This window comes from Rhodoferax sp. U11-2br, assembly GCF_018619435.1.
GTDB lineage: Bacteria > Pseudomonadota > Gammaproteobacteria > Burkholderiales > Burkholderiaceae_C > Rhodoferax.
Map to the genome: position 1 here is coordinate 51,264 of NZ_JAHFZF010000018.1, position 26,502 is coordinate 77,765.

At 56.9% G+C, this 26,502-nt stretch carries 25 protein-coding genes and 1 tRNA gene; 4 read left to right on the forward strand and 22 right to left on the reverse strand.

The genetic code is table 11. The features are described from left to right. Nucleotides 1-31: 31 nt before the first annotated feature. The 16 genes from KKO72_RS12690 to rpsB all read right to left on the reverse strand — a co-directional run bounded on the left by KKO72_RS12690 (nt 32) and on the right by rpsB (nt 15,173). Nucleotides 32-811: an RNA methyltransferase gene (locus tag KKO72_RS12690; protein WP_214938790.1), complete on the reverse strand. Its 780-nt coding sequence runs from the start codon at nt 809-811 to the stop codon at nt 32-34. After that, nucleotides 811-1,488 (reverse strand): ribonuclease HII, encoded by a 678-nt coding sequence (gene rnhB / locus KKO72_RS12695; protein WP_251140625.1) that lies wholly within the window; start codon nt 1,486-1,488, stop codon nt 811-813. The genes KKO72_RS12690 and rnhB overlap by 1 nt, the downstream gene beginning before the upstream one ends. Before the next feature lie 31 nt (nt 1,489-1,519). After that, nucleotides 1,520-2,662, reverse strand: a complete 1,143-nt coding sequence (lpxB, locus tag KKO72_RS12700; RefSeq protein WP_214938794.1) for a lipid-A-disaccharide synthase — start codon at nt 2,660-2,662, stop codon at nt 1,520-1,522. 16 nt (nt 2,663-2,678) lie between these two features. Then, nucleotides 2,679-3,473 carry an acyl-ACP--UDP-N-acetylglucosamine O-acyltransferase gene (gene lpxA, locus KKO72_RS12705; protein WP_214938796.1) on the reverse strand — a complete coding sequence of 265 codons (795 nt, stop codon included), beginning with the start codon at nt 3,471-3,473 and terminating at the stop codon, nt 2,679-2,681. Between the two features lie 10 nt (nt 3,474-3,483). Then, a complete protein-coding gene (gene fabZ, locus KKO72_RS12710; RefSeq protein ID WP_214938798.1) occupies nt 3,484-3,921 on the reverse strand; it encodes a 3-hydroxyacyl-ACP dehydratase FabZ in 438 nt (145 codons plus the stop codon). 15 nt (nt 3,922-3,936) lie between these two features. Further along, nucleotides 3,937-4,938 carry a UDP-3-O-(3-hydroxymyristoyl)glucosamine N-acyltransferase gene (gene lpxD, locus KKO72_RS12715; protein ID WP_214938800.1) on the reverse strand — a complete coding sequence of 334 codons (1,002 nt, stop codon included), beginning with the start codon at nt 4,936-4,938 and terminating at the stop codon, nt 3,937-3,939. A 21-nt stretch (nt 4,939-4,959) separates the two neighbouring features. After that, nucleotides 4,960-5,475 (reverse strand): OmpH family outer membrane protein, encoded by a 516-nt coding sequence (locus tag KKO72_RS12720; protein ID WP_214938802.1) that lies wholly within the window; start codon nt 5,473-5,475, stop codon nt 4,960-4,962. After that, nucleotides 5,475-7,775 carry an outer membrane protein assembly factor BamA gene (gene bamA, locus KKO72_RS12725; protein ID WP_214938804.1) on the reverse strand — a complete coding sequence of 767 codons (2,301 nt, stop codon included), beginning with the start codon at nt 7,773-7,775 and terminating at the stop codon, nt 5,475-5,477. Before bamA ends, KKO72_RS12720 begins: the two co-directional genes overlap by 1 nt. 45 nt (nt 7,776-7,820) lie before the next feature. Continuing rightward, nucleotides 7,821-9,179 carry an RIP metalloprotease RseP gene (rseP, locus tag KKO72_RS12730; protein WP_214938806.1) on the reverse strand — a complete coding sequence of 453 codons (1,359 nt, stop codon included), beginning with the start codon at nt 9,177-9,179 and terminating at the stop codon, nt 7,821-7,823. Between the two features lie 21 nt (nt 9,180-9,200). Continuing rightward, on the reverse strand, nt 9,201-10,412 hold the full coding sequence (dxr, locus tag KKO72_RS12735; RefSeq protein ID WP_214938808.1) for a 1-deoxy-D-xylulose-5-phosphate reductoisomerase: 1,212 nt from the start codon (nt 10,410-10,412) through the stop codon (nt 9,201-9,203). Between the two features lie 9 nt (nt 10,413-10,421). Next, nucleotides 10,422-11,267, reverse strand: coding sequence for a phosphatidate cytidylyltransferase (locus KKO72_RS12740; RefSeq protein WP_214938810.1), 846 nt, complete (start codon nt 11,265-11,267; stop codon nt 10,422-10,424). A 6-nt stretch (nt 11,268-11,273) separates the two neighbouring features. Next, nucleotides 11,274-12,002, reverse strand: coding sequence for a polyprenyl diphosphate synthase (uppS, locus tag KKO72_RS12745; protein WP_214938812.1), 729 nt, complete (start codon nt 12,000-12,002; stop codon nt 11,274-11,276). Nucleotides 12,003-12,008: 6 nt separating this feature from the next. Continuing rightward, on the reverse strand, nt 12,009-12,569 hold the full coding sequence (frr, locus tag KKO72_RS12750) for a ribosome recycling factor (RefSeq protein ID WP_214938814.1): 561 nt from the start codon (nt 12,567-12,569) through the stop codon (nt 12,009-12,011). A gap of 54 nt (nt 12,570-12,623) precedes the next feature. Continuing rightward, nucleotides 12,624-13,346, reverse strand: coding sequence for a UMP kinase (gene pyrH, locus KKO72_RS12755; protein ID WP_214938816.1), 723 nt, complete (start codon nt 13,344-13,346; stop codon nt 12,624-12,626). 63 nt (nt 13,347-13,409) lie between these two features. Continuing rightward, the gene (gene tsf, locus KKO72_RS12760; RefSeq protein WP_214938818.1) at nt 13,410-14,333 is read right to left on the reverse strand and encodes a translation elongation factor Ts; all 924 of its coding nucleotides are present in this window, start codon (nt 14,331-14,333) and stop codon (nt 13,410-13,412) included. An 87-nt stretch (nt 14,334-14,420) separates the two neighbouring features. Further along, nucleotides 14,421-15,173, reverse strand: coding sequence for a 30S ribosomal protein S2 (gene rpsB, locus KKO72_RS12765; protein WP_180129956.1), 753 nt, complete (start codon nt 15,171-15,173; stop codon nt 14,421-14,423). Nucleotides 15,174-15,468: 295 nt separating this feature from the next. On the opposite strand from rpsB, the gene KKO72_RS12770 reads away from it, so the two are divergent. From KKO72_RS12770 to KKO72_RS12780, 3 genes are read left to right on the forward strand one after another with little or no spacing between them, the layout of a single operon-like run. Further along, a complete protein-coding gene (locus tag KKO72_RS12770) occupies nt 15,469-16,320 on the forward strand; it encodes an HDOD domain-containing protein (protein ID WP_251140627.1) in 852 nt (283 codons plus the stop codon). Between the two features lie 10 nt (nt 16,321-16,330). Then, nucleotides 16,331-17,218: an MBL fold metallo-hydrolase gene (locus KKO72_RS12775; RefSeq protein ID WP_214938821.1), complete on the forward strand. Its 888-nt coding sequence runs from the start codon at nt 16,331-16,333 to the stop codon at nt 17,216-17,218. Between the two features lie 3 nt (nt 17,219-17,221). Continuing rightward, nucleotides 17,222-18,685, forward strand: coding sequence for an NAD(P)H-hydrate dehydratase (locus tag KKO72_RS12780; RefSeq protein WP_371736877.1), 1,464 nt, complete (start codon nt 17,222-17,224; stop codon nt 18,683-18,685). Nucleotides 18,686-18,793: 108 nt separating this feature from the next. On the opposite strand, the gene KKO72_RS12785 is transcribed toward KKO72_RS12780, so the two are convergent. The 5 genes from KKO72_RS12785 to KKO72_RS12805 form a co-directional block, all read right to left on the reverse strand. After that, entirely contained in the window at nt 18,794-20,710 is a 1,917-nt protein-coding gene (locus KKO72_RS12785) for a SurA N-terminal domain-containing protein (protein WP_214938825.1), read from the reverse strand. Between the two features lie 59 nt (nt 20,711-20,769). Next, nucleotides 20,770-20,845 (reverse strand) — tRNA-Val (locus KKO72_RS12790). Between the two features lie 15 nt (nt 20,846-20,860). Then, nucleotides 20,861-21,133, reverse strand: coding sequence for an HU family DNA-binding protein (locus KKO72_RS12795; RefSeq protein WP_214938827.1), 273 nt, complete (start codon nt 21,131-21,133; stop codon nt 20,861-20,863). A gap of 245 nt (nt 21,134-21,378) precedes the next feature. Beyond that, nucleotides 21,379-22,086, reverse strand: coding sequence for a nitroreductase (locus tag KKO72_RS12800; RefSeq protein WP_251140628.1), 708 nt, complete (start codon nt 22,084-22,086; stop codon nt 21,379-21,381). Between the two features lie 64 nt (nt 22,087-22,150). Then, nucleotides 22,151-23,104 (reverse strand): histone deacetylase, encoded by a 954-nt coding sequence (locus tag KKO72_RS12805; RefSeq protein WP_214938831.1) that lies wholly within the window; start codon nt 23,102-23,104, stop codon nt 22,151-22,153. Nucleotides 23,105-23,298: 194 nt separating this feature from the next. On the opposite strand from KKO72_RS12805, the gene KKO72_RS12810 reads away from it, so the two are divergent. After that, nucleotides 23,299-23,850, forward strand: coding sequence for a phasin family protein (locus KKO72_RS12810; protein WP_078366708.1), 552 nt, complete (start codon nt 23,299-23,301; stop codon nt 23,848-23,850). A gap of 287 nt (nt 23,851-24,137) precedes the next feature. On the opposite strand, the gene clpA is transcribed toward KKO72_RS12810, so the two are convergent. Further along, nucleotides 24,138-26,465 carry an ATP-dependent Clp protease ATP-binding subunit ClpA gene (clpA, locus tag KKO72_RS12815; protein ID WP_214938833.1) on the reverse strand — a complete coding sequence of 776 codons (2,328 nt, stop codon included), beginning with the start codon at nt 26,463-26,465 and terminating at the stop codon, nt 24,138-24,140. Between the last annotated feature and the right edge of the window lie 37 nt (nt 26,466-26,502).

The following is a 26,502-nucleotide window of genomic DNA, read 5'->3' on the forward strand; positions in this document are numbered from 1 at the left end:
CCCCTGGTGCCTGCGCCAGGTCTAAGCCCCTTCAGCCCCGCCCGGCGCCACTCGCATGCAGGCAAATGGCGGCGGCGGCGGCCACGTTCAGCGACTCCTCACCGCCCGGCTGGGCGATACGGATGTGCTGTGCTGCGCGATCCTCCAGAGCGGGCGATACCCCCTGCCCTTCGTGGCCCATGACCCAAGCGCAGGGCCAGGGCAGATCGGCCTGATGCAGATAAGACCCCTGGTGGGAACTGGTGACCAGCAGGGGCAAGCTCAGTGCCCCAAGCGCATCGGGGGTCACACCCTCGACCAGGCGCAGGTCAAAATGGGCGCCCATGCCGGCACGCAGTACTTTTGGACTCCACAAGGCCGCCGTCCCTTTGAGGGCGATGATCTGCTTGAAACCAAAAGCACCCGCGCTGCGCAAGATAGAACCCACATTGCCCGCGTCCTGAACTCTGTCCAGAATCACACTGGCCATCTGAGCCTCGATTAAAGCCACTGGCGGCAAGTCAAACACAAAGCCCATGCGTGCGGGCGACTCCAGCGCGCTCAGGCCGTCATACAGCGCATCAGGAATCACTATGTTTTTTGCAGCTGCTTGCCCATATTTATCAAGGGCTAGGGGCCAAAAAGACTCTGAAAAAATGCCAATCACCGGGCGCACACCGCGCAGCAAGGCGGCACGCACCAAATGGTCTCCCTCCGCCCAAAAGCGACTGAATTTGCGGTAATCGGTGCTGCCATGCGCCAGGCGTTTGACTTCCTTGAGCAAGGGGTTGTCGCGTGAGCTGATCAGCAAAGGGGGATTCGAAGAGGTCATCACAACAAAGCATCCGTGGCCAAGGGTTCACGCGGATCAAGATGGCTGGGGGGGGCCACCCGCACGTCGATACACCCTGCCCCAACGGCCAGTACCTCACGCACTGGCGCAAAACTCTTGCGATGTAGCGGGCAAGCCCCATGGCTTTGCAAGGCCGTCAGATGTTGCGCCGTGCCATACCCCTTGTGCTGAGCAAAGCCGTAAGCCGGATAACTGAGTTCAACATCCGCACACCAGCGGTCCCGCGTGACCTTGGCCAGGATTGAGGCCGCCGAAATCGCGGCAATCAGCGAGTCACCCTTGACGATGGCTTCACAACGCATCGGCAACACCGGCAGGCGGTTGCCATCCACCAGCACCAGCTTGGGTGGCAGACGCAGGCCCAGCACCGCACGGCGCATCGCCAGCAACGTGGCCTGCAGGATGTTGAGCTGGTCGATCTCCTCCACTGTGGCCTGGGCCACGGCAAAACACAGAGCCTTGGCACGAATCTCGTCATACAGCTGGTCACGCTTGAGCGCGGTGAGCTGTTTGGAGTCGGCCAGCCCGGCGATCGGATGTTGATCGTCCAAAATCACGGCGGCGGCCATCACTGGCCCGGCCAGCGGGCCACGGCCGGCCTCGTCGACACCGGCAACCAGACCCTGGGCCTCCCATTGCAGAGCAACTTGTTGCATGCTGTCCTGCGCAGCGCGGCGCGGTCTGGGTTTAGAGGATGCTGGCGATGGCATGGGCGGCAAGCGTGGGTGTGTCGCGCTGCAACTCGGCATGCAGCGCGCTAAAGCGGTTTTCAAGGCGCTGGATTGTCGCAGGCGCATGGGCTACGGCGTCGAGCCAGGTCAAAACTTCTTTGGCCAAGGCCTGCGGTGTGGCGGCGTCCTGCAGCAACTCGGGCACCACAAACTCGCGACACAGGATGTTGGGCAGGCCTACCCAGGGTTGCAGCTTCTTGCGCCGCATGATCTGCCAGGACATCGCACCCATGCGATAAGCAATCACCATCGGGCGCTTGAACAAAGCCGCTTCCAGCGTGGCGGTGCCACTGGCGATCAAGGTGACATCACAGGCAGCCAACACCGCGTGAGACTGCCCGCGCACCACTTTCAAGGCCTGGCCCAACCCGCTGGCCGCTGCCGCGGCTTCGATGCGTTGTTGCAAGGCGGGTATCGCGGGAACTACAAATTGTGTAGCTGGTTGCGCTTGTTTAATAAGGGCTGCAGCCTGAAAGAACACATCCACCAGATGGCGCACCTCGGACTCACGGCTACCCGGCAGAATCGCCACCACCCTGCCCTCAGCTGCCAGCCCGAGCTTGGCGCGAGCTTGCGCACGGTCTGGCTGCATCGGAATCACCTGGGCCAGCGGATGGCCGACATAGGTGGCGGCGATACCGTGGCTGGCCAGCAATTCAGGCTCAAACGGAAAAATGCACAAGACGTGGTCGACGCTGCGTTTGATCTTTTCCAGCCGCTCAGGCCGCCAGGCCCAAACTGAGGGGCAAACAAAATGCACCGTCTTGATGCCTTGTGCGCGCAGGTCCGCTTCCAAGTCCAGATTGAAATCGGGGGCGTCGACACCAATGAACACCTCGGGCGGATTGGCCAGCAGGCGCTGTTTAAGCTGTTTGCGGATGCCCACAATCTCGCGGTACCGGCGCAACACCTCCCAGCCAAAACCGTGCACCGACAGTTTGTCGTGTGGCCACCAGGCCTCAAACCCGCGCTGCGCCATCTGCGGGCCACCAATACCCATGCTGTGTAAATCGGGCCAACGCGCGCGCAGGCCGTCCAGCAACAAACCCGCCAGCAGGTCGCCAGAGGTTTCACCCGCCACCAGCGCCGCGTTGTTCATGAACGGAGCTACCTGGCTAGCGCACAATGCCGCGCTGGGGTGATGATTGCTTCAAAAATGACAGCATCATCTCCACGTCTGACAAGGCCTCTGGGTGGTTTTCACTTAAGCCGGCGATGCGCTCCATGGCCGCCTGCAAGGTCAGATCGTCACGGTACAACGCCTTGTGCATGGCTTTGACGGCCGAGATGCGATCTGGCGAGAAACCACGGCGGCGCAGGCCTTCAAAGTTCATCGAACGTGCCGCAGCAGGTTGGCCCTGGCACATCACAAACGGTGGCAGGTCGGCAAACAGCAGGGTGCACATCGCTGTCATGCTGTGGGCACCGATGCGCACAAACTGGTGCACCACGGTAAAGCCACCAAAAATAGCCCAGTCACCGACATGCACGTGGCCAGCCAGCTGGGTGTTGTTGGCAAAAATCGTGTTGTTGCCCACCTGGCAATCGTGGGCCAGGTGCACATAGGCCATCAGCCAGTTGTCGTCACCGACACGGGTCACACCCAGATCACCGGGCGAACCGATGTTGAAGGTGCAAAACTCGCGGATGGTGTTGCGGTCACCAATGACCAGCTCGCACGGCTCACCCGCGTACTTCTTGTCCTGCGGTATCGCACCAAGTGAGGCGAACTGGAAGATCCGGTTGTCGCGCCCGATGGTGGTGTGGCCCTCGATCACCACATGCGGGCCCACCGTGGTGCCCGCAGCAATCTTGACGTGGGGTCCAATCACACTGTAGGGCCCGACACTGACCGAGCTGTCAAGCTCGGCCGCCGGGTCCACGATGGCGGTGGCGTGGATGGTGGTCATAGTGTTGTCTTCAGCTCACTTTGCGCATGGCGCAGGTCAACTCGGCTTCAACCGCCAAGTCGCCATCCACTTCCGCGCGGGCTTTGAATTTGAAAATGCCGGCTTTCATGCGCAGCAGTTCCACCGACAAAATCAGCTGGTCACCCGGCTCCACCGGTTGTTTAAAACGTGCACCGTCGATGCCGGCAAAGTAATAGACCATGTCGTCGGTCGGCGAGGTGTCCAGCGCATCAAAGGCCAACAAAGCGGCGGCCTGCGCCAAGGCTTCGAGCATCAGCACACCCGGCATCACCGGGCGGTGGGGGAAATGGCCTTCAAAAAAGGGTTCGTTGATGGTGACATTTTTCAGGGCCTTGATGGTTTTGCCCTTGTCGATCTCGAGCACGCGGTCCACCAGCAAAAACGGGTATCGGTGGGGCAACTGCTTGAGAATTTGATGGATATCCATGATATCTGACCTTGTTTACAAATTGGAAGAAGGGTTGGGAGCCAGCACCTTGACCTGGGCTTCCAGCGCACGGATGCGCTCGCGCAGGCTGGCCAGCTGTTTGACTGACGCGGCGTTTTTTTCCCACGCGGCATTGTCGTCAATGGGGAACATGCCCGTGTAATGACCAGGCTTGAGAATCGAGCGGGTGGCCACCGAGGCCGCCGAGATATGGACCCCATCAGCCAGTGTCAGATGGCCGAGCACCACCGCGCCACCCCCCACGGTGCAATGGGCACCAATGTGGGCACTGCCCGCCACACCGGCACAACCCGCCATGGCTGTGTGCTGGCCAACAACCACGTTGTGGCCGATCTGGACCAGGTTGTCAAGCTTGACGCCGTCTTCAATCACCGTATCCGCCAGCGCTCCGCGGTCAATGCAGCTGTTGGCACCGATTTCGACGTCGTTGCCAATACACACGTTGCCGAGTTGTTCAATCTTGACCCAGGTGCCGTTGTCAGGCGCAAAACCAAAACCATCGGCACCAATCACTACGCCAGGGTGCAGCAGGCAGCGTTCACCAATGTGACAGTTCTCGCTGACGGTCACACGTGACTTCAAGACGGTATCTGCACCAATACTGGCCCCGGCCTCCACCACACACAAGGCACCAATCTGTGCACTGGGGTGAATGATGGCCTCTGGGTCGATCACCGCAGACGGGTGGATCAACGGAGTTTCCCGTCGCGGCAGGCTGGCCTTCCAGAGTTGGGTGGCACGGGCAAAATACAGATAAGGGTTGTCGGTCACGATGCAGTCACCCCGTGCCTGCGCCAGGGTCTGCATCTGCGGACCCACAATGACACACCCTGCCTTGGAGACAGCGAGTTGTTGCTGGTATTTGGGATGGCTGAGAAAACTCAGCTGCGCTGGCTGCGCTGTTTCCAGCGGCGCCAGGCCTTCGATCAAGCGATCAGCATCTCCGAACAACACACCACCCAGTGCCTCAACGAGGGTTCCCGCACGCAAAGCCACTGCGGCCAACCTTTCGCTCGGTTACTTGACAGGTGTGGCGGCGTTGAGCGCCTTGATGACTTTGTCGGTCATGTCGATCTTGGGGTTCACGTAGACCGCGTCCTGGAAAATGATGTCGTATTTTTCAGCGGCAGCGATGTCCTTGATGGCCTTGTTGGCGCGTGCAATCACCTGCTGCAACTCCTCATTCTTGCGCGCGTTCAGGTCTTCCTGGAACTCACGGCGTTTCCGCTGGAAGTCTCGGTCTTGCTCAAGCAGTTGTTTCTGGCGGGTGACACGCTGCACCTCTGGCAAGGTGGGGGCCTCACGCTCAAACTTGTCGGCCGAACTCTTGATGCTGGCACCCAGATCGGTCAACTCTTTTTCACGTTTGGAAAATTCCTGCTCCAACTTGGTCTGGGCGGCTTTAGCTGTGGCTGCCTCCTTGAGCACTCGGTCTGTGCTGACAAAACCAATTTTGACTTCCTCAGCCTGCGCCGAAGCCAAACACAAACCACCTACCAGCACCAAGGCCAGCTGACGTACATATTGATTCATTAGAAACTCGTTCCGATCTGAAATTGCATACTCTGGATTTTATCGCCATCGTATTTCTTCAAAGGTTTGGCAAAGGCCAGACGCAAGGGACCAACTGGCGAAATCCAGCTGATACCCACACCCGTCGAGGCACGCAAGGCACTGGCGTTCTCATTGATCGCCAGACCACCATTGTTGCCACTGACCATACCGGCATCCACAAAACCGTACATGCGCAGTGAACGGTCATTGCCAGCACCGGGGAACGGTGTCAGCAACTCCAGATTCACATTCATCTTGCGGTTGCCACCGATGTGGGTGTCGCTGACATCCCTTGGCCCCAAGGTACCGGACTCGAAGCCTCGTACAGAGCCCAAACCACCACCATAAAAGTTCTTGAACACCGGGTAAGAGCGCTCACCCATCACTTTGCCCACACCCACTTCGACGTTGAACGCCGCTGTGTACTGCTTGCTCAACGGAAGATACTGCTGGAACTGGTAGGTGGTGCGCAGGTAACGGGCATCGCCGGCAAACGACCACTCGGCATTGGCTTTCTGGTAACGGCCTTTGGTGGGTGCCAAGGCACTGTCGCGGCTGTCACGGGCCCAGCCCATGGTGAACGGAATGGCCGAACTGGAATACCCATATTCATCACCATAGGCTTTGTAAGAGGTGGGTAACAGCGTGCCAGGCTTGATGGTCGTACTCTCGATCCCGGCACCAAAATACACCGTGTCAATCTCGGTAAAAGGCACCCCAAAACGAATGGCCGCCCCAGAGGACACCAGCTTGTAGTAGTCCTCATCCTCATAGGGGCTGGAGACTTTGCGATACACGTCCATGGTTCTGGAAACACCGTCATCCGTGAAATACGGGTCGGTGGTACTGATAACCAAGGATTGATTGCTATCGCTGGTGTTGATCTTGATGCCCAGTGAGTTACCGGAGCCAAACGCATTTTCCTGCGACAGCCCGAAGGACAAGCCCAAACCGTCACCACTGGAAAAACCAGCGCCCAAACTCAGACTGCCCGTGGGCTTTTCGACCACGTTGAGCGTCAGATCCACCTGATCTTGTGCACCTGCCACCTCCTGTGTTTCCACTGACACATCGGAAAAGTAACCCAAACGGTCCACCCGATCACGAGACAAACGGATCTTGTCACCGTTGTACCAAGAGGCCTCCAGCTGACGGAATTCACGCCGGACCACCACATCGCGGGTACGGGTGTTGCCCGCCACATTGATGTTGCGCACGTAAGCGCGCCGCGACGGATTGGCCTGCAGGGTCAAGGTCACCAGGTTGTTGGTCCGGTCAATCTCAGGTACGGCCTCCACCCGGGCAAAGGCGTAACCAAAATTGCCAAAATAGTCTGTGAAAGCCTTGCTGGTTTTGGCCACTTCATCTGCGTTGTAGGCCTGGCCTGGGCGGATGGACACCAAAGACTTGAACTCATCGTCCTTGCCAAGGTAATTGCCAGCCAACTTGACACCGCTGACCACAAATCGCTCACCTTCGGTGATGTTGATGGTGATGCCGATGTCAGTCTTGTTGGGGTCAATCGCCACCTGTGTCGAGTCGACCTTGAACTCCAGGTAACCACGCGCCAGGTAATAAGAACGCAAGGTCTCAATATCGGCATTCAACTTGGCACGCGAATAGCGGTTGGACTTGGTGTACCAGCTCATCCAGCCGCCGGTATCTAGGTCAAACAGGTCGCGCAAGGTGGATTCACTGAACACCTTGTTGCCCACAATGTGAATCTCGCTGATCTTGGCAGGTTCACCTTCGTTCACGGTAAAGGTCAGGTTAACCCGGTTACGTTCAATCGGCGTCACCGTGGTTACCACCTGGGCCGCGTACAGGCTGCGGTTGATGTACTGGCGTTTGAGTTCCTGCTCAGCGCGGTCAAGTTGAGCCTTATCGAAGGGTCTACCATCAGCCAGACCCACATCACGCAGCGACTTGATCAGCACCTCCTTGTCAAACTCCTTGGTGCCGACGAACTCCACGTCTGCCACGGTGGGACGCTCCTCGACCACCACCACCAGCACATCACCGTTGATGTCAATACGCACATCCTTGAACAAGCCCAGGGCAAACAGGGCACGAATCGCTGCTGAGCCTTTGTCATCGTTGTAGGTATCACCGACTTGCACCGGCATGGACACAAACACGGTGCCCGGCTCAACACGCTGCAAACCTTCAATGCGGATATCACGGACAGTGAAGGGGTCAACAGCCCAAGCCGATGGAGCGGCCATTACCAAAGCGGCCACCGCAGCGAGTGCGTTCAGGCGAAAACGATTGAGTTGCATGGTGAAAATGAAGAAATGTAGGTTGTGCAAACAGCACAACAAGAATTAACCGAGCAAGCGGGAAAGATCGTTAAAAAGGGCGACAGACATCATCAGGATCAAAATCGCAATGCCTCCTTGTTGCAGACGTTCCATCCAGCGTTCGGACACCGGCTTACCTGTAGCGCCCTCCCAAAGATAATACATCAGGTGCCCACCGTCGAGCACCGGCAGCGGCAACAGGTTCAGCACTCCCAGACTGACGCTGACCAGCGCCAGAAACGTCAGGTATTGGATCACACCCATGCCAGCCGATTTGCCAGCATAGTCGGCAATCGTCAGCGGACCACTGATGTTTTTGATGGACGCCTGCCCCACCAACATCTTGCCCATCATCTTGAGCGTCAACACCGAAATGTCCCAGGTCTGGACCACGCCGCGCCAAATCCCATCCAGCGGCCCATAACTCACCGTGACCATGGCTGGGCGGGAGCCAACGAAGCCACCGATGCGCCCAATCGTTTGAGCACCATCAAGCACCGTTTTTGGGGTCACGCTCAACTCCAGCAACTGGTCCCCACGCAGCACCTTCCAACGCTGGGTCTTTGTCTGCCCCTGGCTGGCGGAGTTGCGAATGACACTGCGCAGTTGTTGTCCATCGATGATGGGCTGGCCATCCACCGACTGCACCTCATCACCCTCACGCAAACCTGCCAGCGCCGCTGCACCGTCAGCCTGCAGTTCACCCATGGTTGGTCGGGTCAGGGGCATGGCAATGCCTATGCTTCTGAACAACTCGGCATCCACCTGGCTGCTCTCAAGTGTGGACAAGGGCAACTGCAGCTCGCGTTCGGTGTTGCTGGCACCAGACACCACCAGGCTGACATCTTCACCATCCATCGCGCCACGCGTTAACGCCCAGCGAACGTCCTCAAACGAGTCCACCTGCGTCAGTTCAGCCCCCGTGGTACCCATGCGAAGGACACGCTCCCCGCCCACCAAGCCCGCTTTGGCGGCCAGAGAAGCGGCCGGGGGCGGACTCAGAATGGCTTCGGGCAAAAGCACACCCATCCAGTTGACCAGCGCGTACAACAACACCGCCAGCAGCAAATTGGCAGCCGGGCCCGCCGCCACAATCGCGGCCCGACGGCGCAAGGACTGGGTGTTGAAGGCCATGTGTTTCAGCGCAGGCTCTACCGGGCCTTCGCGCTCATCGAGCATCTTGACAAAACCACCCACCGGAAACAGTGCCAACACGAATTCAGTGGACGTTGGTGTGGCTTGCCAACGCAACAGCGGCTTGCCAAAACCGATGGAGAACCGCAGCACCTTGACACCACAGGCCACCGCCATCCGGTAATGACCGTACTCATGGATCGCAATCAGCAGCGCAATCGCCACCAGAAAGGCGGGAAGGGTCAACATACGAAAGTGGTTGGCCGGCGGTCAGCGGCCAAGGCGTTGCACCACGGACTCAGCCGCACGGCGCGACAAAGCATCCAGCGCCAACAAGTCATCCAGCGACCGAGGTGGACTGGGAAGTAAAGCAGCCAAAGTATCCAAGTTGACCGCATGGATCTGATCAAAACGGATGTTTCCCGCCAGAAAGGCGGCCACAGCCACTTCGTTGGCGGCATTTAACACCGCCGTGCTGCCCGGTGCGGCGTCCAGCACGGACCAGGCCAGTTTTAGCCCTGGGAAACGTTCTGCATGTCCATGGGAATCGATAGACTCAAAACTCATATCCGCCATGCGGCTGAAGTCCAGCGCCGTGGCGCCCGAGGTCACGCGGTCCGGCCAGGACAACCCGTAGGCAATCGGCACTTTCATGTCGGGGGTGCCGAGTTGAGCAATGACAGAGTTGTCGCGGTACTGCACCATCGAGTGAATCACGCTTTGCGGGTGGATCACCACCTCAATTTGGGCAGGCAACACGCCAAACAGGTACTTGGCTTCGATCACTTCCAGCGCCTTGTTCATCATCGTGGCCGAGTCCACTGAGATCTTGCGCCCCATCACCCAGTTCGGATGGGCACAGGCCTGATCGGGCGTGATGATGGCAAATTCGGCAGGGTCACGACGGCGAAACGGCCCACCAGAGGCAGTCAGGATGATTTTGTTGATCTGGCTGGCCCACATGCTGGCATCGTCCGGCAGCGACTGAAAAACCGCCGAATGTTCGCTGTCGATCGGCAACAGCTTGGCGCCACCGTCCGCCACGGCTGCAAGAAAATAGTCGCCCCCCACCACCAGCGCTTCTTTGTTGGCCAGCAGCAAACGTTTACCCGCACGTGCGGCGGCCAGGCAAGAGGCCAGACCGGCGGCACCCACAATGGCCGCCATGACGGTGTCCACCTGGGCATGGCCCGCTATTTCTTCAATAGCTTCAGGCCCATACAGAACGCGGGTTGGAAGTGCATTCTCCTTGCATTTTCGCTCAAGAACCTTGCCATGCTCAACACTGGCCATGACCGCAAACACCGGCTTGAACTGCGCACATTGCGCCAACATCTTGTCAACCTGGGTTGATGCGCTCAGGGCAAACACCTCAAAACGCTCGGGATGCAGTGCGATGACTTCCAGCGTGCTGACACCAATCGATCCGGTGGAGCCCAGAATCGCCACACGTTGTTTTGTCAGTCCGGTTTGTTCTGTCATGACCACTTCTCAGAAAGATACCAACACCATTGCCAGTGGCAGCGTGGGCAGCAACGCATCAACCCGGTCCAGCACACCACCATGTCCAGGCAACAGGGCGCTGCTGTCCTTCACGCCAGCGCTGCGTTTCACCAGCGACTCGACCAGATCACCCACCACACTCATGGCGGCCATAAACACCACAGCCACCACCATGAAACCCCAACCCCGCTCACCCAGCAGGGAGTAAAAACTCGGTGTACTGGCGCCGTTGGCGGTATCGGCATAACGCCAAACACAAGCCATCAGGATCACTCCTGCCATACCACCCCAGACACCCTCCCAACTTTTGCCGGGACTGATGGAGACCGCCAGCTTGCGGCGGGTGAAACGCCCGCCCAGGGCTCGGCCAGAAAAATACGCGCCAATGTCTGCCATCCAGACCAAGGCCAGCACCGACAACAGGAAATTGATACCCAATAGACGCGCCTGCACCACAGCCAGCCAGGTCAGGCACAGGGCGAGCAAGCCCAGCAGCAGGCGCACCGGACGCGCCACCCGGGACCACGCCGGAACACCCGCCTTGAGCATCCAAGCCCCGCCCAGCACCCAGAACGTACCCGTCAACAACCAGACACGTGGCCACGCATCCACCAATACGCCTGTCCACCACATCCAGAGACATGACAACACACACACACACCCAGCGACCAGCGACAAGGACATGCTCAAACCATTCATGCGTGCCCATTCCCAGCCAGCGGCTGCAATAAAAACCGCCGCAATCAGAAAAAAAGGTTCAGGTTGTGTGTAAAAGAGTGCTGGTAACAGCACCATCAACAGCACCAGGGCAGTCAGTACCCGTTGTTTGAGCATGGCAGACTAGCGCTCGCCCGTCGAGACGGGTTCGCCGTCGAGCTGGTCCGAGGTCATGCCAAAGCGCCGCTCACGCTGGGCAAACGAGGTGATGGCTTGGTCCAGCGCAGCCTCGTCAAAATCAGGCCACAACACATCGGTGAAAAAGAACTCGGAGTAAGCACCTTGCCAGAGCAGGAAGTTGCTCATGCGGTGTTCACCACCGGTACGGATCAACAGATCGGGGTCGGGCACATGCGCCAGCGCCATGGCACTGTTCAAGTTGTCCTCGGTAAGAGGCAAACCCTGATCGGCCACCTTTCGCGCCGCCTGGGCAATGTCCCAACGACCGCCGTAATTAAAACAGGCATTGAGAATCAATCGGGAATTACCAGCTGTGGCAGTCTCGCCCTCTTCCATGCTTCGCAACACCCGAGGAGACAGGCCGCGACGGTCACCCACAAAACGCAATTGAACACCCGCAGCCTTGAGTTGGTTCACCTCACGCATCAGTGCCATGGCAAACAGGTCCATCAGACCCGACACCTCTTCTGTGGGGCGTTTCCAGTTCTCGGATGAAAAAGCAAACACCGTGAGCACCCGAACGCCTCTGGCATCACAGGCTTTGGCGCAACGTTTGAGCGACTCAACACCTTGTCGATGTCCAGCAATGCGCGGCAAAAACCGCTTGTTCGCCCAGCGTCCATTGCCATCCATCACGATGGCAATGTGGTGAGGCACCTGGTCGTAGGCCATGGCCGGTCAGACCGCCATGATGTCTTGTTCTTTGCTTGCCACCAACTGATCAATGACTACAATGTGTTTATCGGTCACTTTTTGAATATCAGCCTCGCAGCGCTTTTGCTCATCCTCTGAGGCCAACTTATCCTTCACCAACTTTTTCACCGCCTCATTGGCGTCACGGCGCAGGTTACGCACCGCAATTTTGGCGGTCTCACCTTCACTCCGAACCACTTTGGTGAGCTCCTTGCGGCGCTCCTCAGACATGGCAGGCATTGGCACACGAATCAAATCCCCCATGGATGACGGGTTCAAACCCAAGTCACTGTCACGAATGGCTTTTTCAATCTTGGCACCTAAGCCTTTTTCCCAGGGTTGCACACTCAGTGTGCGGGAATCGAGCAAGGACACATTGGCCACCTGAGTAATAGGCACCATTGCGCCGTAGTAATCCACATGCACCGTGTCCAGAATGGCCGGATTCACTCGCCCCGTACGAATCTTGGTCAAGTTGTGTTGAAACGCAGCAATGGACTGGTCCATCTTGGCTTCGGCAGTCCGCTTGACATCTGCAATTGGCATCTTCTACTCCTCACTCCACAGTCATCATTTCAGCAAAAGCGAATTGTCGCTCGCTTATGCGTACACCAGGGTACCTTCGTCTTCACCCAGAACCACCCGTTTGAGTGCACCATTCTTGAAAATCGAAAAGACCTTGATGGGCAACTTCTGGTCTCGGCACAACGCAAAAGCCGTAGCATCCATGATGCCCAGGTTTTGCGAGATCGCATCATCAAAAGATATTTTGCTGTAACGCGTTGCTGTTGGATCCTTCTTAGGATCAGCCGAATAAACACCATCCACCTTGGTCGCTTTGAGCACAATTTGGGCTCCAATTTCCGCACCACGCAATGCCGCAGCCGTGTCAGTGGTGAAAAAAGGATTGCCCGTACCGGCCGCAAAAATGACCACTTTACCCTCTTCCAGGTATTGCAAAGCTTTGGGTCGGACATAAGGCTCAACCACCTGCTCAATGGCAATGGCCGACATCACCCGAGCCGTCAACCCAGCCTTGTTCATGGTGTCACCCAAGGCCAGCGAATTCATGACCGTGGCCAACATTCCCATGTAGTCGGCCGTCGCCCGGTCCATACCCACCGAGCCACCGGCCACACCCCTGAAAATGTTGCCACCACCAATCACCACAGCCACCTCAACCCCCAATTGAGTCACTTCCACAATCTCATCCACCATGCGCACGATGGTGTTGCGATTGATGCCAAACTGGTCATCCCCCATGAGCGCCTCTCCTGACAGCTTGAGCAAAATGCGCTTGTAAGCAGGTTTGGCAATTGTCATGAGATGCTCCTTTTGAATGGGGTTGATGGATAAACGACCTGGGTGGCAGGAAGGAACTGCCGATCAAGCAGCTTGTTTGGCGGCAGCGACCTGGGCAGCCACCTCGGCAGCGAAGTCATCCACCTTCTTCTCAATGCCTTCACCAACAACGTACAAGGTGAAGGATTTCACCTGCGTTGCCGATGCCTTGAGCATTTGCTCAACACTCTGTTTGTCATTTTTGACAAACGGTTGATTGAAGAGAGAGACTTCTTTGAGGTACTTCTGCACACCACCTTCGATGCGCTTAGCCACGATTTCAGCAGACTGCACAGGTTTGCCAGCGGCGGTAGCCACAGCTGCATCTTCAGCTGCCTTGGCTGCTGCCACCGAGCGCTCGCGCGCCACCAGATCCGCAGGCACATCGTCACTGGACAAAGCCACAGGCTTCATGGCAGCGACGTGCATAGCCACGTCTTTGGCGGCAGCTTCATCACCGTCGAACTCGACCACCACACCAATGCGGGTGCCGTGCAAATAGGAAGCCAGCTTGTTGCCCGCAGCGAAGCGCTTGAAACGGCGAAAGCTCATGTTTTCACCGATCTTGCCAATCAAACCCTTGCGGACATCTTCCAAGGTGGGGCCAAAACCTTCTTGCGCATAGGCGCAAGCACCCAAGGCTTCCAGGTCTGCAGGGTTGTTCTTGACAATCAGCAAAGCAGCAGCATTGGCCAAAGCCAAGAAACTGTCATTTTTGGTGACAAAGTCGGTTTCGCAGTTAACTTCCAACAAAGCACCCACATCACCCTCTACGGCGTAAGTCACAACACCCTCAGCCGTCACACGGCTGGAGGCCTTGCCCGCCTTGCTGCCCAGACGAACACGCAAAATTTCTTCAGCCTTGGCCATATCGCCTTCAGCCTCGGTCAGCGCACGTTTGCACTCCATCATGGGGGCATCGGTCTTGCCACGCAGTTCAGCCACCATGCTTGCGGTAATTGCAGCCATTTGTATCTCCGGATTCAGTTCAGTCAGTTAAAAATCGAATTAAAAAAAAGGGGCACCCAAGCCCCCTTTTTTGGGGTCGCAAGAACCTCAGGCAGTCGCCTCGTTCACTTCCACAAATTCGTCAGCACTCTCAGCAGCCACAGCCTTGACCACATCATCAATCGCATTGGCACGACCTTCAATGATGGCATCCGCAATACCACGCGCATACAGCGTCACAGCTTTGGAAGAGTCATCATTACCCGGAATCACGTAATCAATGCCTTCTGGGGAATGGTTGGAGTCAACCACAGCCACCAGCGGAATACCCAGCTTCTTGGCTTCAGCAATTGCAATCTTGTGGTAACCCACATCGATGACAAAAATGGCATCAGGTAACACGGTCATATCCTGGATACCACCAATGTCTTTTTCGAGCTTTTCCAACTCGCGAGCAAACATCAACTGCTCTTTCTTGCTCATAGCATCCAGACCAGCTTCTTGCTGCGTCTTCATGTCTTTGAGGCGTTTGATGGAGGTCTTGACCGTCTTGAAGTTGGTCAACATACCACCCAACCAGCGCTGATCAACATAAGGCACACCAGCGCGCTGCGCCTCAAGAGCCACGGTTTCACGCGCTTGGCGCTTGGTACCCACCATCAGCACCGTGCCGCGCTTTGCGGAAATTTGGCGCACAAACTTGGCAGCCTCCTGAAACATCGGGAGAGATTTTTCCAGGTTAATGATGTGAATTTTGTTGCGATGGCCAAAAATGAAGGGGGCCATCTTGGGATTCCAGAAGCGGGTTTGGTGACCAAAGTGGACGCCTGCTTCCAGCATGTCGCGCATAGTAACTGCCATATATAACTCCAAAGGTTAAGTCTAAAATCCAGCTCGTTTTGCATTGACCAAACATCTGTCTGCCTGGCCACCACAACACCTTGATGAGGCTGGTTTGCGATTTGCTTTGCACTGCACCAGCATCTTGCCAGCACCATCTACAAAGCCTGTCAAGTATAGCATTGCTGACGCCAGCTCACCTCCTCACCCAATCGGGTACGCGGGTTACCCAGACAACAAATACCCTAGACTATCGGCTTAACAGGCAATATTTGAAAAGATGAGGCCGTACGACCCGACGCGCGAGTGTTAGAACATGCAGACCATGCCCCCGGATCTTTCTCTGAAACTCGCCAACGCAGTTGACGGCATGCCTGCCTTCCCAAAAAGTGTCGAGAAAATCCTGCAACTCACCCGCGATGTGAATTGCACGCCCAAAGACATCGTGCAAGTGATTGACAAAGACCCGGTGGTCACCGTCAAGATCCTCAAGGTGGTCAATTCGGCCTATTACAGCCTGCCTCGGCAAATCACCTCGGTGAACAATGCTGTGGTGTACCTGGGTTTCAACACCATCAAGAATCTGGCGCTGGCGATCGCAGCCATCGGCATGATGCCCAAACACAATGCGGCTGACTTTGATGTGGACCAGTACCTGCTTCACTCACTCTCCACGGCCGGCATCGCCAGAAAGTTGGCCTCCCAGATTGGCGATGCTGACCCGATGGACTGCTTCATTGGCGGCTTGTTGCATGACTTTGGCAAAGTGGTGTTTGCCCAGTTTTTACCCGAGGAATTCCGCCAGGCCTTGCGTCTGAGTCAGACCAACAAGTCGTCCTTGCACGAGGCCCTTCGCCAAACGGTCGGGGTTGACCATGCGCTGGTAGGCGCCATGTTGGTTGAAAAATGGCGCTTTGCGCCCGAACTGATCCACACCATCTCTCACCAGTATGAGACCAACCAGGTCGATACCGGCCTGTTCGCCTGCGTTTTCACCGCCAACCAGATCAGCAAACAATTGGGTTTTGGATTTGGCGGCAACCCGTGTATTCACCCACTGCCTGAACAAGTGCAACGACGCATGGGCGGCACGCTGGATCAGGTCATTGCTGCATCGGACGACTGGAACTCGGTTTTCGACGACGCAAAACTGTTTGCCACCTTATGACAGGCGCTGCATGAAAGTCAAATTTTGGGGTGTCCGGGGTTCCATTGCGTCGCCAGGACCAGCCACGGTCAGGTACGGCGGCAACACCACCTGCATTGAGGTGCGCACCGACAACAACGAACTCATCATCCTGGATGCCGGTACCGGCATCTTCCCGCTGTCCCAGTCTCTGCTGACCGAGTTGCCTGTGACAGCCAACGTCTTGATCACCCATTCCCACTGGGACCATATCCAGGGGCTGCCTCTGTTTGTACCCAACTTCATCCCTGGCAACACCCTGCGCCTGCACGGGGCTTATGACCCGGTTACCGGCAAGGGGGTCGAGCAGGTGATGTCGGTGCAACTGCAGTACAGCTACTTCCCGGTGCGTGAAGCGGAACTAAAAGCCCGCATCGAGTACGTCACCCTCACACCCAACGAGAGTATCCAAATTGGTTCAGCCACCATCACGCCCTACATGATGAACCACCCGGTGATCGACTTTGGTTACCGTATCGAAGCCAATGGCAAGTCGGTTTTTTTCACCGGCGACCATGAACCCCCACCCAATATTTACGAATCACAGGACCCCGAGTTTGCCGAGTACCAGAGCTTTGTCGACGCCAAAACTGCCGACATCCTGCAGGCCATGGCGGGCGTCGACGTTCTGATCGCTGACAGCTCATACACGCATGCGGAATACCCTGCCAAAAAAGGCTGGGGGCACGGCACCTTTGACACGAGCATCGAATACGCCAAACTGGCCGGGGCCAAGATGTTGTTTTGCACCCATCACGAACCGACTCGCAGTGACGACGCACTCGACCAGGTGTTTGAACAGGTGTTGCGTGAACACCCGCGCCAAGCCGGAGACCCTATCTACCGACTGGCCAAAGAAGGCGATAGTTACGAGTTCTAGGCTGTGTACAAGATCACTCCAGGTATCCACCACATCTTGCACGGAGTGGATCACACACGGCAGCTGGAATACGCCCTTGCCCTGACCCTCCCCGCTCACACACTGATGCAACGCGCCAGCCTGGCGGTCGCACGTCTGGCCCTGGCCATCGCACCCCACGCACAACGAATCTGGATCGCTTGCGGCCCTGGCAACAATGGGGGCGACGGCCTGGAAGCCGCCTGGCACCTGCAGCAATGGGGCAAACACTGTGTGGTGACCTGGCTCGGAGACGCAGGACACGCCCCCGCCGACGCAGCAGCGGCTCACCAAAAACTGCTGGACGCAGGTTTTTCCATTCAGACAAAGTTGCCCAGCGGCCACTTTGACCTGTGCATCGACGCCCTGCTCGGCATAGGCACCAGCCTGCGGGAACCCCAAGGTCCCTTGGCCGACTGGATCCGGCAGATCAACGCCCAAGGCGGGCCGATACTGTCCGTTGATCTCCCCTCCGGGCTACATGCTGACACCGGCCAAGCCAACCAGTTGTCTGTGCAAGCCAGCCATACCTTGAGCCTGCTCACCCTGAAGCCTGGCCTGTTCACGGCCCAGGGACGCGATGCTGCGGGTGCGATCTGGTTCGATGCCTTGGCGGCTGATACACACACACTGGACACTGTGGCGCCCCTGGCTCGCCTGAATGCCCGCCCCTTGGCGTGTGTCCGACAACACGCCACCCACAAAGGCAGTTATGGCGATGTGGCGGTGATTGGCGGCGCCCCTGGCATGACCGGCGCGGCCTTGCTGGCCGCCAGCGCGGCATTACATGCTGGCGCGGGTCGGGTATTTGTCGGGCTGCTGGATGACGACGCTTTGAAGGTGGATGCTCAACAGCCAGAGTTGATGTTTCGCACGTTCAGGTCGCTCGACCTGTCCAGCATGACACTGGTGTGCGGCTGCGGCGGTGGACCGGTGATCCAGACCGTATTGCATGAGGTTTTGAGCTCTCAATCCCCTGTCGTGATTGATGCAGACGCTCTTAATGAAATAGCAAAAGACAGCACACTGCAAGCTACTTTGTCAGCACGCCGAGGGCAAAATGTAGCCACAGTCATGACACCGCACCCGCTGGAAGCGGCCCGTTTGCTGGCGGTGAGCACACACCAGATCCAAGGGGACCGGCTGGCTGCTGCCCAGGCCATGGCTCAACGCTTTGGTTGCACGGTGGTGCTCAAAGGCTCCGGCACGGTGATCGCTTGCCCGGAGCAAACACCAGTCATCAACATCACTGGCAACGCCCGCCTGGCCAGTGCGGGTACGGGCGATGTCCTTGCGGGCATGGTGGGCGCGCAACTGGCTGCGGGTCACAAAGCCTTCGATGCGGCCTGCAGCGCGGTCTACCAGCATGGCCACCTGGCAGACAGCTGGCCGCCAGAGCTGGCTCTGACCGCCAAACAACTTGCCAACGGTGGCCCAAGCTGCGGCTAAACCCCGTCTCCGGTTCACCACGGCGGTGGTGTCAGCCAATGCAGCGCAGCCAATATACTGCTTTTTATATAGCAACTAGCCCTTTATAAATAAGGGCTAGAGCAGCAATTATTGTGTAACGCTAGCAGCTGGCACGGGCACCAGCACTTCAACCTTCAGGCGGTCTTTCAAGGCCGCGTAATAAGCTCGGGTTTCAGCAGCATTCCACCACCGTGCGTACTGTTCACGATCTTGTGCTGCGTTAGCTTGGCCTGCCAAATCACGTGGCAACACCTTGTTGATGCGGGCCACGGCATAACCATTTGCCCCCAAATCGACCCCCACCCAAGCAGGCAGCGTGGTGGTGTCTGCAGCCAAGGTTGCCGTCAAAAGCTGGCTTGGCAAGTTCTGTGTCTGATCGCGCGACACCACCACGGCCCCTGGCAACGACGCCTTGTCAGGCGCCTTTTTCCAGATGGCCAGCTTCTCCGCACCATCCTGGCGTGCAAGCTCAACGGCACGCGACTCCACCACACGTGCACGCACCATCGGCTTCACTTCTGCAAAAGCCAGTGTGCTCGCTGGGCTGTAGGCCACCACACGCCCTGCCGCCATCTGGTTGACCGCAGTTTCGACAGCTTCGGTATTGCGCTTGTTCTCCACACTGTCTGAAGCAAACAAAGCAGAGAGAAATTTCTCGCTGGCCAAGACACCCGTGGCACCGGCTGCTGGTTGGCGCAGCAGATGGTCAACCGTCTTGACTTCCAGACCCAGCTTCTCGGCCACGGGTTTGAGACTGTCTGACTGCTCATACACCGTGTTGGTGAAAAGCTCCGCAAATTCAGCGAACTTGCGTTGGGCTTGCTGGGTCTTGAGATCGTTCTCAAGACCTGGGCGCAACTCCTCAAAACTGCGCGGCTTGGGTGACTTGACATCGGTGAGCTTGATGATGTGGTAACCCAAATCAGACTCGACCAGGTCACTGATCTCGCCCTTTCTCATCGCAAAAGCAGCGTCCTCAAAGGGCTTGACCATGGCACCCCGTGCAAAGAAATCAAGATCTCCGCCCTTGCTGGCCGAACCAGTGTCCTGAGAGTTCTTTTTGGCGACATCTGCAAAGCTGTCAGGTGCAGCGCGAACAGCTTTGAGCAAAGCTTGTGCCTGAGCCTGGGCCTTTTGCCGATCAGCGGCCGGTGCATCCTTGGGCGCACTGATCAGGATGTGGCTGGCCCGGCGCTCCTCCACACCGCTCAGACGCGCGACATTTTGCACATAGTAGGCGCGCACATCCGCCTCAGCGAGCTTGATGCCCTTTTTGACCGCATCCATATCCAGCACAACGTACTCGACCTTGGCATGTTCAGGCGACTTAAACAAGGCCTGATTGGCTTGGTAAAAGCTCTCCAGGTCAGCGTCAGACGGATTCACACGGGCGGCATAGTCCTTGGCCAGGAAATTGGCCACCTGAACTTCACGCTTCTCAAAAAAAGCACTCAAGGCGACATCGGCAGGCGCTGCAGCCACAAAACCAGATCGACCAATGCCAGCTTCAACCTGTTGCTGGGAAATGCTCTGGCGAACGGAGTTCTCAAAACCTGCGGGGGTGAGCCCCTGGCTGGCGGCCAACTGCCGATAACGTTCGATATCCAACTTTCCATCTGCCTGGCGCAGAGATGCGATGGTGGGGTCTTCCTGCAAGAACCTGGCCAAACGGGCATCACTGGTCTGCAAATTGGCCTTTTCAGCAGCCACAAGCATCACACGTTCGCGCACCAGCCGCTCCAGGACGGCAAAACGTGCCTGCGGTGAATCCAGCAATTTGGCATCCAACTCCGGCCTGGCCGCGCGCAGTCGGTCCACCTCGTTCTTGTGTGCGAGCTCCCACTGTCCTTTGGTGATTTCCACAGATCCGACTTTGGCAACAACCTCGTCCGACTGTCCCGCCTGGTTGTACCGATCAATGCCGAACAACACAAAGGATGGAATGATCAGCAGAAACAACAAAATCATCATGATCTTGGTGTGTTTCCGAAAAATATCGAACATGTGACAACTCTCCTGCGGACAAACAAAAAAGGCGAACCAAGAGTTCGCCTTTGCATGGGTGGTGGGTGATGACGGGCTCGAACCGCCGACCTACGCCTTGTAAGGGCGCCGCTCTACCAACTGAGCTAATCACCCCACCGAAAACGAAATTCAGTTGATGGCGTCTTTGAGTGCCTTACCAGGTCGAAACTTGGGCACCTTGGCTGCCTTGATTTTAATCGACGCACCGGTACGGGGATTGCGCCCCACTCGCGCAGCCCTCTTCCCGACGGCGAATGTGCCAAAACCAACCAAAGACACGGAGTCACCCTTCTTCAAAGTCAGCTTGACCGCCGAGATCGTGGCCTCGAGCGCCCGTGCGGCAACCGCCTTGGGAATGTCAGCATTGGATGCTACGTAATCAATCAGTTCTGTTTTATTCACAACCTACCTCTTAGGAAAATTGGCGTTCACGAAATTTATAGCTGCAAGCTATTCGCTGCTTCGCACAAATGGTTTTTTGACTTTCAGGCATCAGTTACATTCAACTTACACCGCCCAACTAACGAGAATTCTAAGCGGATTTAAATGGGCCGACGAAACAGCAGCGCAAACTTTTATCAACTGCGGCAAGCTGACTTGCCCGGCATGGGAGATGCTGCAGCATCCCTACACTATCTTGAACGGCCTCAATCTAGCCAGGTCGTGAATTCGTTCACAACAACCCGCGGTGTATGAAACGTGTTCACGGGATCAGACAGATCGGCGTAACCCAAGGCCATGCCACACACCAGGAACTCGTTGGCACCGGCACCGATGTGCGGCTTGATGATGTTGGCAAAGCTGTTCCAGGCCGCCTGTGGACAGGTGTGCAGGCCACGTGCACGCGCCGCAATCATCAGACTCTGCAAAAACATGCCGTAGTCCAGCAACGAGCCACGACCCATGGCACGATCCATGGTGAACATCAAGCCCACCGGGGCGTCAAAAAAGTGGAAATTCCGCTGATGCTGGATATGCATCTTGTCCTTGTCACCCTTGCCGATGCCAAGCAAACCGTAGAGTCCCCAACCATTCTCGCGGCGGCGCTCAAGGTAGGGGCTGAGCCATGTTTCAGGGTAATAGTCGTACTCTTCCCGATATTCGGCGGCCAGCTCTGGATTGGCGCGTAAAACATCATGGGCAGCACACACTTTGGCCACCAGACTGTCACGACTGGCACCTTGCAGGACATAAACTTTCCAAGGCTGGGTGTTCGTGCCAGAGGGCGCCCGACTCGCCAGCGCCAGCAGCTGCATCAGCTCCGTTTTTGGAACTTCCTGTGGGCTGAAGGCACGCACCGACATGCGAGATGTGATGGCATGGTCCACAGCGGCTTGCTCCGCCAAAAAATCCATCGTTTGAGTCATAGGTGTTGGTGATGAACAGGTTAAGAACAAACGGATTGAAGCAGAAATCGGCTCATGAAGAACTGGCCTGAGGTTGTGAGACATTCGCGGACTGCGCCAGGCGCCAATACGACAACGCCGTCCGGTAGGTGGCGACCTGTAGCTGGACGGTTTCACTGATGTCCAAGCCATATCCCCCCGCCATCACAAAAGCCACGGGCACGCGTCGATGGTGGCACCAGGCAAACACACGCTCATCACGAGTTTGAAGCCCGCTGGCAGTCAGCTTGAGGCGGCCCAAGCGATCTCGCTCAAAAGGGTCAACACCTGCCAGATACACCACCAAACCGGGGAGCAGGCGCTGATCAAGCGTGTCCAAGGCATTCTCCAGAGCGTACAAATAGTCATCATCCCCACAGCCATCCGGCAAGCCGACGTCCAGATCGCTGTTCTCCTTGCGAAAGGGAAAATTGTTCTCGCCATGCAGCGACAGAGTCAAGACACTTGGATCATCCTGGAAGATATGCGCGGTGCCATTGCCCTGGTGGACGTCCAAGTCGATCACTGCCACCCGCAATGGCTCAGACCCACAGCTGATCGCCTCCCTTTGGGCGCACCGGATGGCGACGGCGACATCGTTGAATACACAAAAGCCACCGCCTCTATCAGCATAGGCATGGTGTGTTCCGCCCGCCAGATTGGCAGCCACAGACTGCTGTAAAGCAGACGCTACAGCGGCTATGGTGGCGCCAACTGAACGACGCGCTCGTTCAGCCATCTCAAGACTCCAGGGAAAACCAATCTCACGTATCGCAGCTGGATTCATCTCGCCGGTCTGGATGGCATGGATGTAGGCTGGGCTGTGCACCAGTGCCAACTGCGCGTCGCTCACTATAGGCGCCTCTTTCAGACATATTTCCGGCAGTTCCGTACTCAGCGCCTGGCGAAGCATGGCGTACTTTTGCATCGGAAAACGGTGCCCTGGCGGCAAAGGCAACACAAAATGATCAGCGTAAAAAGCGTCCATTCCCGAATTGTGTCGCTGCATTGACAGACAGGTCATTTAGGTACAACAACCTAAATTGCTGCAATGCAACAACAAACACTTGCCAGCCGCGAACTTGTCTCTATAATTTGAATCATGCTGCACTGCAACATATTTAGGTCTGAGCAAGGTTTCGGCGCAGCTCACTTTTTTACACAACCGATGGAGAGATGACGATGACAACAATTTTGACTGTGGAACAAATTGTGGCAGCCCAAAAAGCCAACATTGATACCTTGTTAGGTTTGACCGCCAAGGCCTTTGAAGGTGTCGAGAAAATTGTTGAACTCAACATGAGTGCCTCCAAAGCCGCTTTGGCCGAAACAGGCGACAACGCCAAGGCCCTGCTCAGCGTCAAAGACGCCCAGGAATTGTTGGCTTTGCAGTCCGGCATCTTCCAGCCTTTGGCTGAAAAAACGGCCGCCTACAGCCGCCATCTGTACGAAATCGCCTCTGGCACCACCAGTGAATTCACCAAAGCGATGGAAGGTCAGGCTGCGCAAGCTCAGCAACAATTCACCGGCATGTTGGACTCGGCTGTCAAAAGTGCCCCAGCCGGCTCAGAAGCGGCTGTGGCTGTTCTGAAAAGTGCTGTCGCTGCGGCCAACAACGCTCTGGAATCGGTCCAGAAAGCGGTCAAACAAGCCACCGATGTCGCTGAAGCCAATTTCAACGCAGTGACCAGCACCGCAGCCAATGCGGCCAAACCTGCAGCTAAAAAACGCTGATTGGCATCTTTGTTGCATATAGCAGACAGACTCAAAAATAAGTGTGCACCTCTAATCAACTAAGGGAAAACCCTGAGATACTTGGTACAGTTTTGAATTTGGAAACCCCGCGTTTCAGCTAGTTGTCTCCTCGGGTCCTTTCGTAACCATCAGGTTCAGGGATCCCTTAAGGGTTGGTCGTAAGGCCAACCCTTTTTTTTGTGCTTTTTCCCCCTCTGCAGCAAAAAGAAAACCGGTACAGACCACACGCGTGGCTCGTACCGGTTGACAGGGGAAGCTCTGACGACTTAGCTGAGTGTCGCCTCTTGTGATTCAGGCTTGGGTTTGCCCTCTTTTTTGGGCAACGGGGTGATATCAAGCAACACCTCGGTTTTGCTCTCGTCCTTGTCGTCCAAATCCACCGTCAAGCGGCCACCGTCCATCAAGCGACCAAACAGCAACTCATCGGCCAGTGCCCGCCGGATGGTGTCCTGAATCAGGCGCTGCATTGGCCGGGCACCCATCAACGGGTCAAAACCTTTCTTGGCCAGGTGTTTACGCAGCTTGTCGGTGAAGGTGACTTCCACCTTCTTGTCGGCCAGTTGTGCTTCCAGCTGCAGCAGGAACTTGTCCACCACACGCAGGATCACGTTTTCATCCAGTGCCTTGAAGCTCACGATGGCATCCAGACGGTTGCGAAATTCCGGCGTGAAGAGGCGCTTGATATCGGCCATTTCATCACCCGCCTCACGCGGGTTAGTGAAACCGATGGTGGCCTTGTTCATGGTCTCGGCACCCGCATTGGTCGTCATGATGATGATGACGTTGCGGAAGTCAGCCTTGCGCCCGTTGTTATCGGTCAAGGTGCCGTGGTCCATCACCTGCAGCAACACGTTGAAAATCGCCGGGTGGGCTTTTTCAATCTCATCAAGCAACAACACACAATGCGGCTTCTTGGTGATGGCTTCGGTCAGCAGCCCGCCTTGGTCAAAGCCCACATAACCGGGAGGTGCGCCAATCAGGCGACTCACCGCGTGCTGTTCCATGTACTCACTCATGTCAAAGCGGATCAGCTCAATGCCCATGATATAGGCAAGCTGCTTGGCCGCTTCGGTCTTTCCGACACCCGTGGGGCCGCTGAACAGGAAGGCACCAATCGGCTTGTCACCCTTGCCCAGACCAGAGCGCGCCATCTTGACGCTGGAGGCCAGCATGTCGAGCGCCTTGTCTTGACCGAACACCACGTTTTTCAGGTCACGCTCCAGCGTCTTGAGCTTGCCGCGGTCATCGTTGGACACATTGGCAGGGGGAATGCGGGCGATCTTGGCCACAATCTCTTCGACCTCGGTCTTGCTGATGATCTTCTTGCGTTTGGAGGCCGGCAAGATACGTTGTGCGGCACCTGCCTCATCAATCACATCAATCGCCTTGTCCGGCAGATGGCGATCGTTGATGTACTTGGCGCTCAGTTCCGCCGCTGCCTGCAAAGCCGCCAGCGCGTATTTCACACTGTGGTGTTCTTCAAAGCGCGATTTCAGCCCTTTGAGGATGTCCACCGTCTGCTCGACAGTTGGCTCAACCACATCCACCTTCTGGAAGCGGCGTGACAAGGCTGCGTCTTTTTCAAAAATGCCACGGTATTCGCTGAAGGTGGTGGCACCGATGCATTTGAGGGCACCCGAACTCAGCGCCGGTTTGAGCAGGTTGGACGCATCCAGCGTACCTCCAGAGGCCGCCCCCGCACCAATCAGCGTGTGGATTTCGTCGATGAACAAGATCGTGTTGGGCTTGTCTTTCATGGCCTTGAGCACCCCTTTGAGGCGCTGCTCAAAATCACCGCGGTACTTGGTACCCGCCAGCAAGGCCCCCATGTCGAGTGAATAGACAATCGACTCGGCCAGGATGTCGGGCACGTCTTTCTGGGTGATGCGCCAGGCCAGCCCTTCGGCGATGGCGGTTTTGCCCACACCAGCCTCGCCGACGAGCAACGGGTTGTTCTTGCGGCGACGGCACAGGATCTGGATGACACGCTCGACCTCGTAGTCGCGACCAATCAGCGGGTCGATCTTGCCGTCCTTGGCCAGCTGATTCAGGTTTTGGGTGTACAGGTCCAGCGGCGAGGACTTTTCATTTTTCTCCGCACCACCGTCTTCGGTATCAGCCGGGCTTTCGCCAGACTTGATGGGCTCAGGTGGATCTGATTTCTTGATACCGTGGGCAATGAAGTTCACCACATCCAGCCGGGTCACCCCCTGCTGGTGCAGGTAATACACGGCGTGGGAGTCTTTTTCGCCAAAAATGGCAACCAGCACATTGGCACCGGTGACTTCCTTTTTGCCGCTACCAGTGGACTGCACGTGCATGATGGCACGCTGTATCACGCGCTGGAAACCCAGCGTGGGTTGGGTGTCCACATCGTCGGAGCCAGCCACCTGCGGGGTGTTGTCCTTAATGAAGGTGACAAGCGACTTGCGCAGGTCATCGGCATTGGCTGAACAAGCGCGCAGCACCTCGGCTGCGCTGGGGTTGTCCAGCAAAGCCAGCAGTAAATGTTCGACGGTGATGAATTCATGGCGTTGTTGACGCGCCTCCACAAACGCCATGTGAAGACTGACTTCCAATTCTTGGGCAATCATGGTGTTCCTTTAGTAGCTTCGGTTCGATGGTCAACTG

What these genes read in the sequence shown, in the direction of transcription:
- KKO72_RS12690 (WP_214938790.1), bottom strand. Translation starts at nt 811, where the DNA reads ATGACCTCTTCGAATCCCCCTTTGCTGATCAGCTCACGCGACAACCCC.
- rnhB (WP_251140625.1), bottom strand. Translation starts at nt 1,488, where the DNA reads ATGCAACAAGTTGCTCTGCAATGGGAGGCCCAGGGTCTGGTTGCCGGT.
- lpxB (WP_214938794.1), bottom strand. Translation starts at nt 2,662, where the DNA reads ATGAACAACGCGGCGCTGGTGGCGGGTGAAACCTCTGGCGACCTGCTG.
- lpxA (WP_214938796.1), bottom strand. Translation starts at nt 3,473, where the DNA reads ATGACCACCATCCACGCCACCGCCATCGTGGACCCGGCGGCCGAGCTT.
- fabZ (WP_214938798.1), bottom strand. Translation starts at nt 3,921, where the DNA reads ATGGATATCCATCAAATTCTCAAGCAGTTGCCCCACCGATACCCGTTT.
- KKO72_RS12720 (WP_214938802.1), bottom strand. Translation starts at nt 5,475, where the DNA reads ATGAATCAATATGTACGTCAGCTGGCCTTGGTGCTGGTAGGTGGTTTG.
- bamA (WP_214938804.1), bottom strand. Translation starts at nt 7,775, where the DNA reads ATGCAACTCAATCGTTTTCGCCTGAACGCACTCGCTGCGGTGGCCGCT.
- rseP (WP_214938806.1), bottom strand. Translation starts at nt 9,179, where the DNA reads ATGTTGACCCTTCCCGCCTTTCTGGTGGCGATTGCGCTGCTGATTGCG.
- dxr (WP_214938808.1), bottom strand. Translation starts at nt 10,412, where the DNA reads ATGACAGAACAAACCGGACTGACAAAACAACGTGTGGCGATTCTGGGC.
- KKO72_RS12740 (WP_214938810.1), bottom strand. Translation starts at nt 11,267, where the DNA reads ATGCTCAAACAACGGGTACTGACTGCCCTGGTGCTGTTGATGGTGCTG.
- uppS (WP_214938812.1), bottom strand. Translation starts at nt 12,002, where the DNA reads ATGGCCTACGACCAGGTGCCTCACCACATTGCCATCGTGATGGATGGC.
- frr (WP_214938814.1), bottom strand. Translation starts at nt 12,569, where the DNA reads ATGCCAATTGCAGATGTCAAGCGGACTGCCGAAGCCAAGATGGACCAG.
- pyrH (WP_214938816.1), bottom strand. Translation starts at nt 13,346, where the DNA reads ATGACAATTGCCAAACCTGCTTACAAGCGCATTTTGCTCAAGCTGTCA.
- tsf (WP_214938818.1), bottom strand. Translation starts at nt 14,333, where the DNA reads ATGGCTGCAATTACCGCAAGCATGGTGGCTGAACTGCGTGGCAAGACC.
- rpsB (WP_180129956.1), bottom strand. Translation starts at nt 15,173, where the DNA reads ATGGCAGTTACTATGCGCGACATGCTGGAAGCAGGCGTCCACTTTGGT.
- KKO72_RS12770 (WP_251140627.1), top strand. Translation starts at nt 15,469, where the DNA reads ATGCAGACCATGCCCCCGGATCTTTCTCTGAAACTCGCCAACGCAGTT.
- KKO72_RS12775 (WP_214938821.1), top strand. Translation starts at nt 16,331, where the DNA reads ATGAAAGTCAAATTTTGGGGTGTCCGGGGTTCCATTGCGTCGCCAGGA.
- KKO72_RS12785 (WP_214938825.1), bottom strand. Translation starts at nt 20,710, where the DNA reads ATGTTCGATATTTTTCGGAAACACACCAAGATCATGATGATTTTGTTG.
- KKO72_RS12800 (WP_251140628.1), bottom strand. Translation starts at nt 22,086, where the DNA reads ATGGATTTTTTGGCGGAGCAAGCCGCTGTGGACCATGCCATCACATCT.
- KKO72_RS12805 (WP_214938831.1), bottom strand. Translation starts at nt 23,104, where the DNA reads ATGGACGCTTTTTACGCTGATCATTTTGTGTTGCCTTTGCCGCCAGGG.
- KKO72_RS12810 (WP_078366708.1), top strand. Translation starts at nt 23,299, where the DNA reads ATGACAACAATTTTGACTGTGGAACAAATTGTGGCAGCCCAAAAAGCC.
- clpA (WP_214938833.1), bottom strand. Translation starts at nt 26,465, where the DNA reads ATGATTGCCCAAGAATTGGAAGTCAGTCTTCACATGGCGTTTGTGGAG.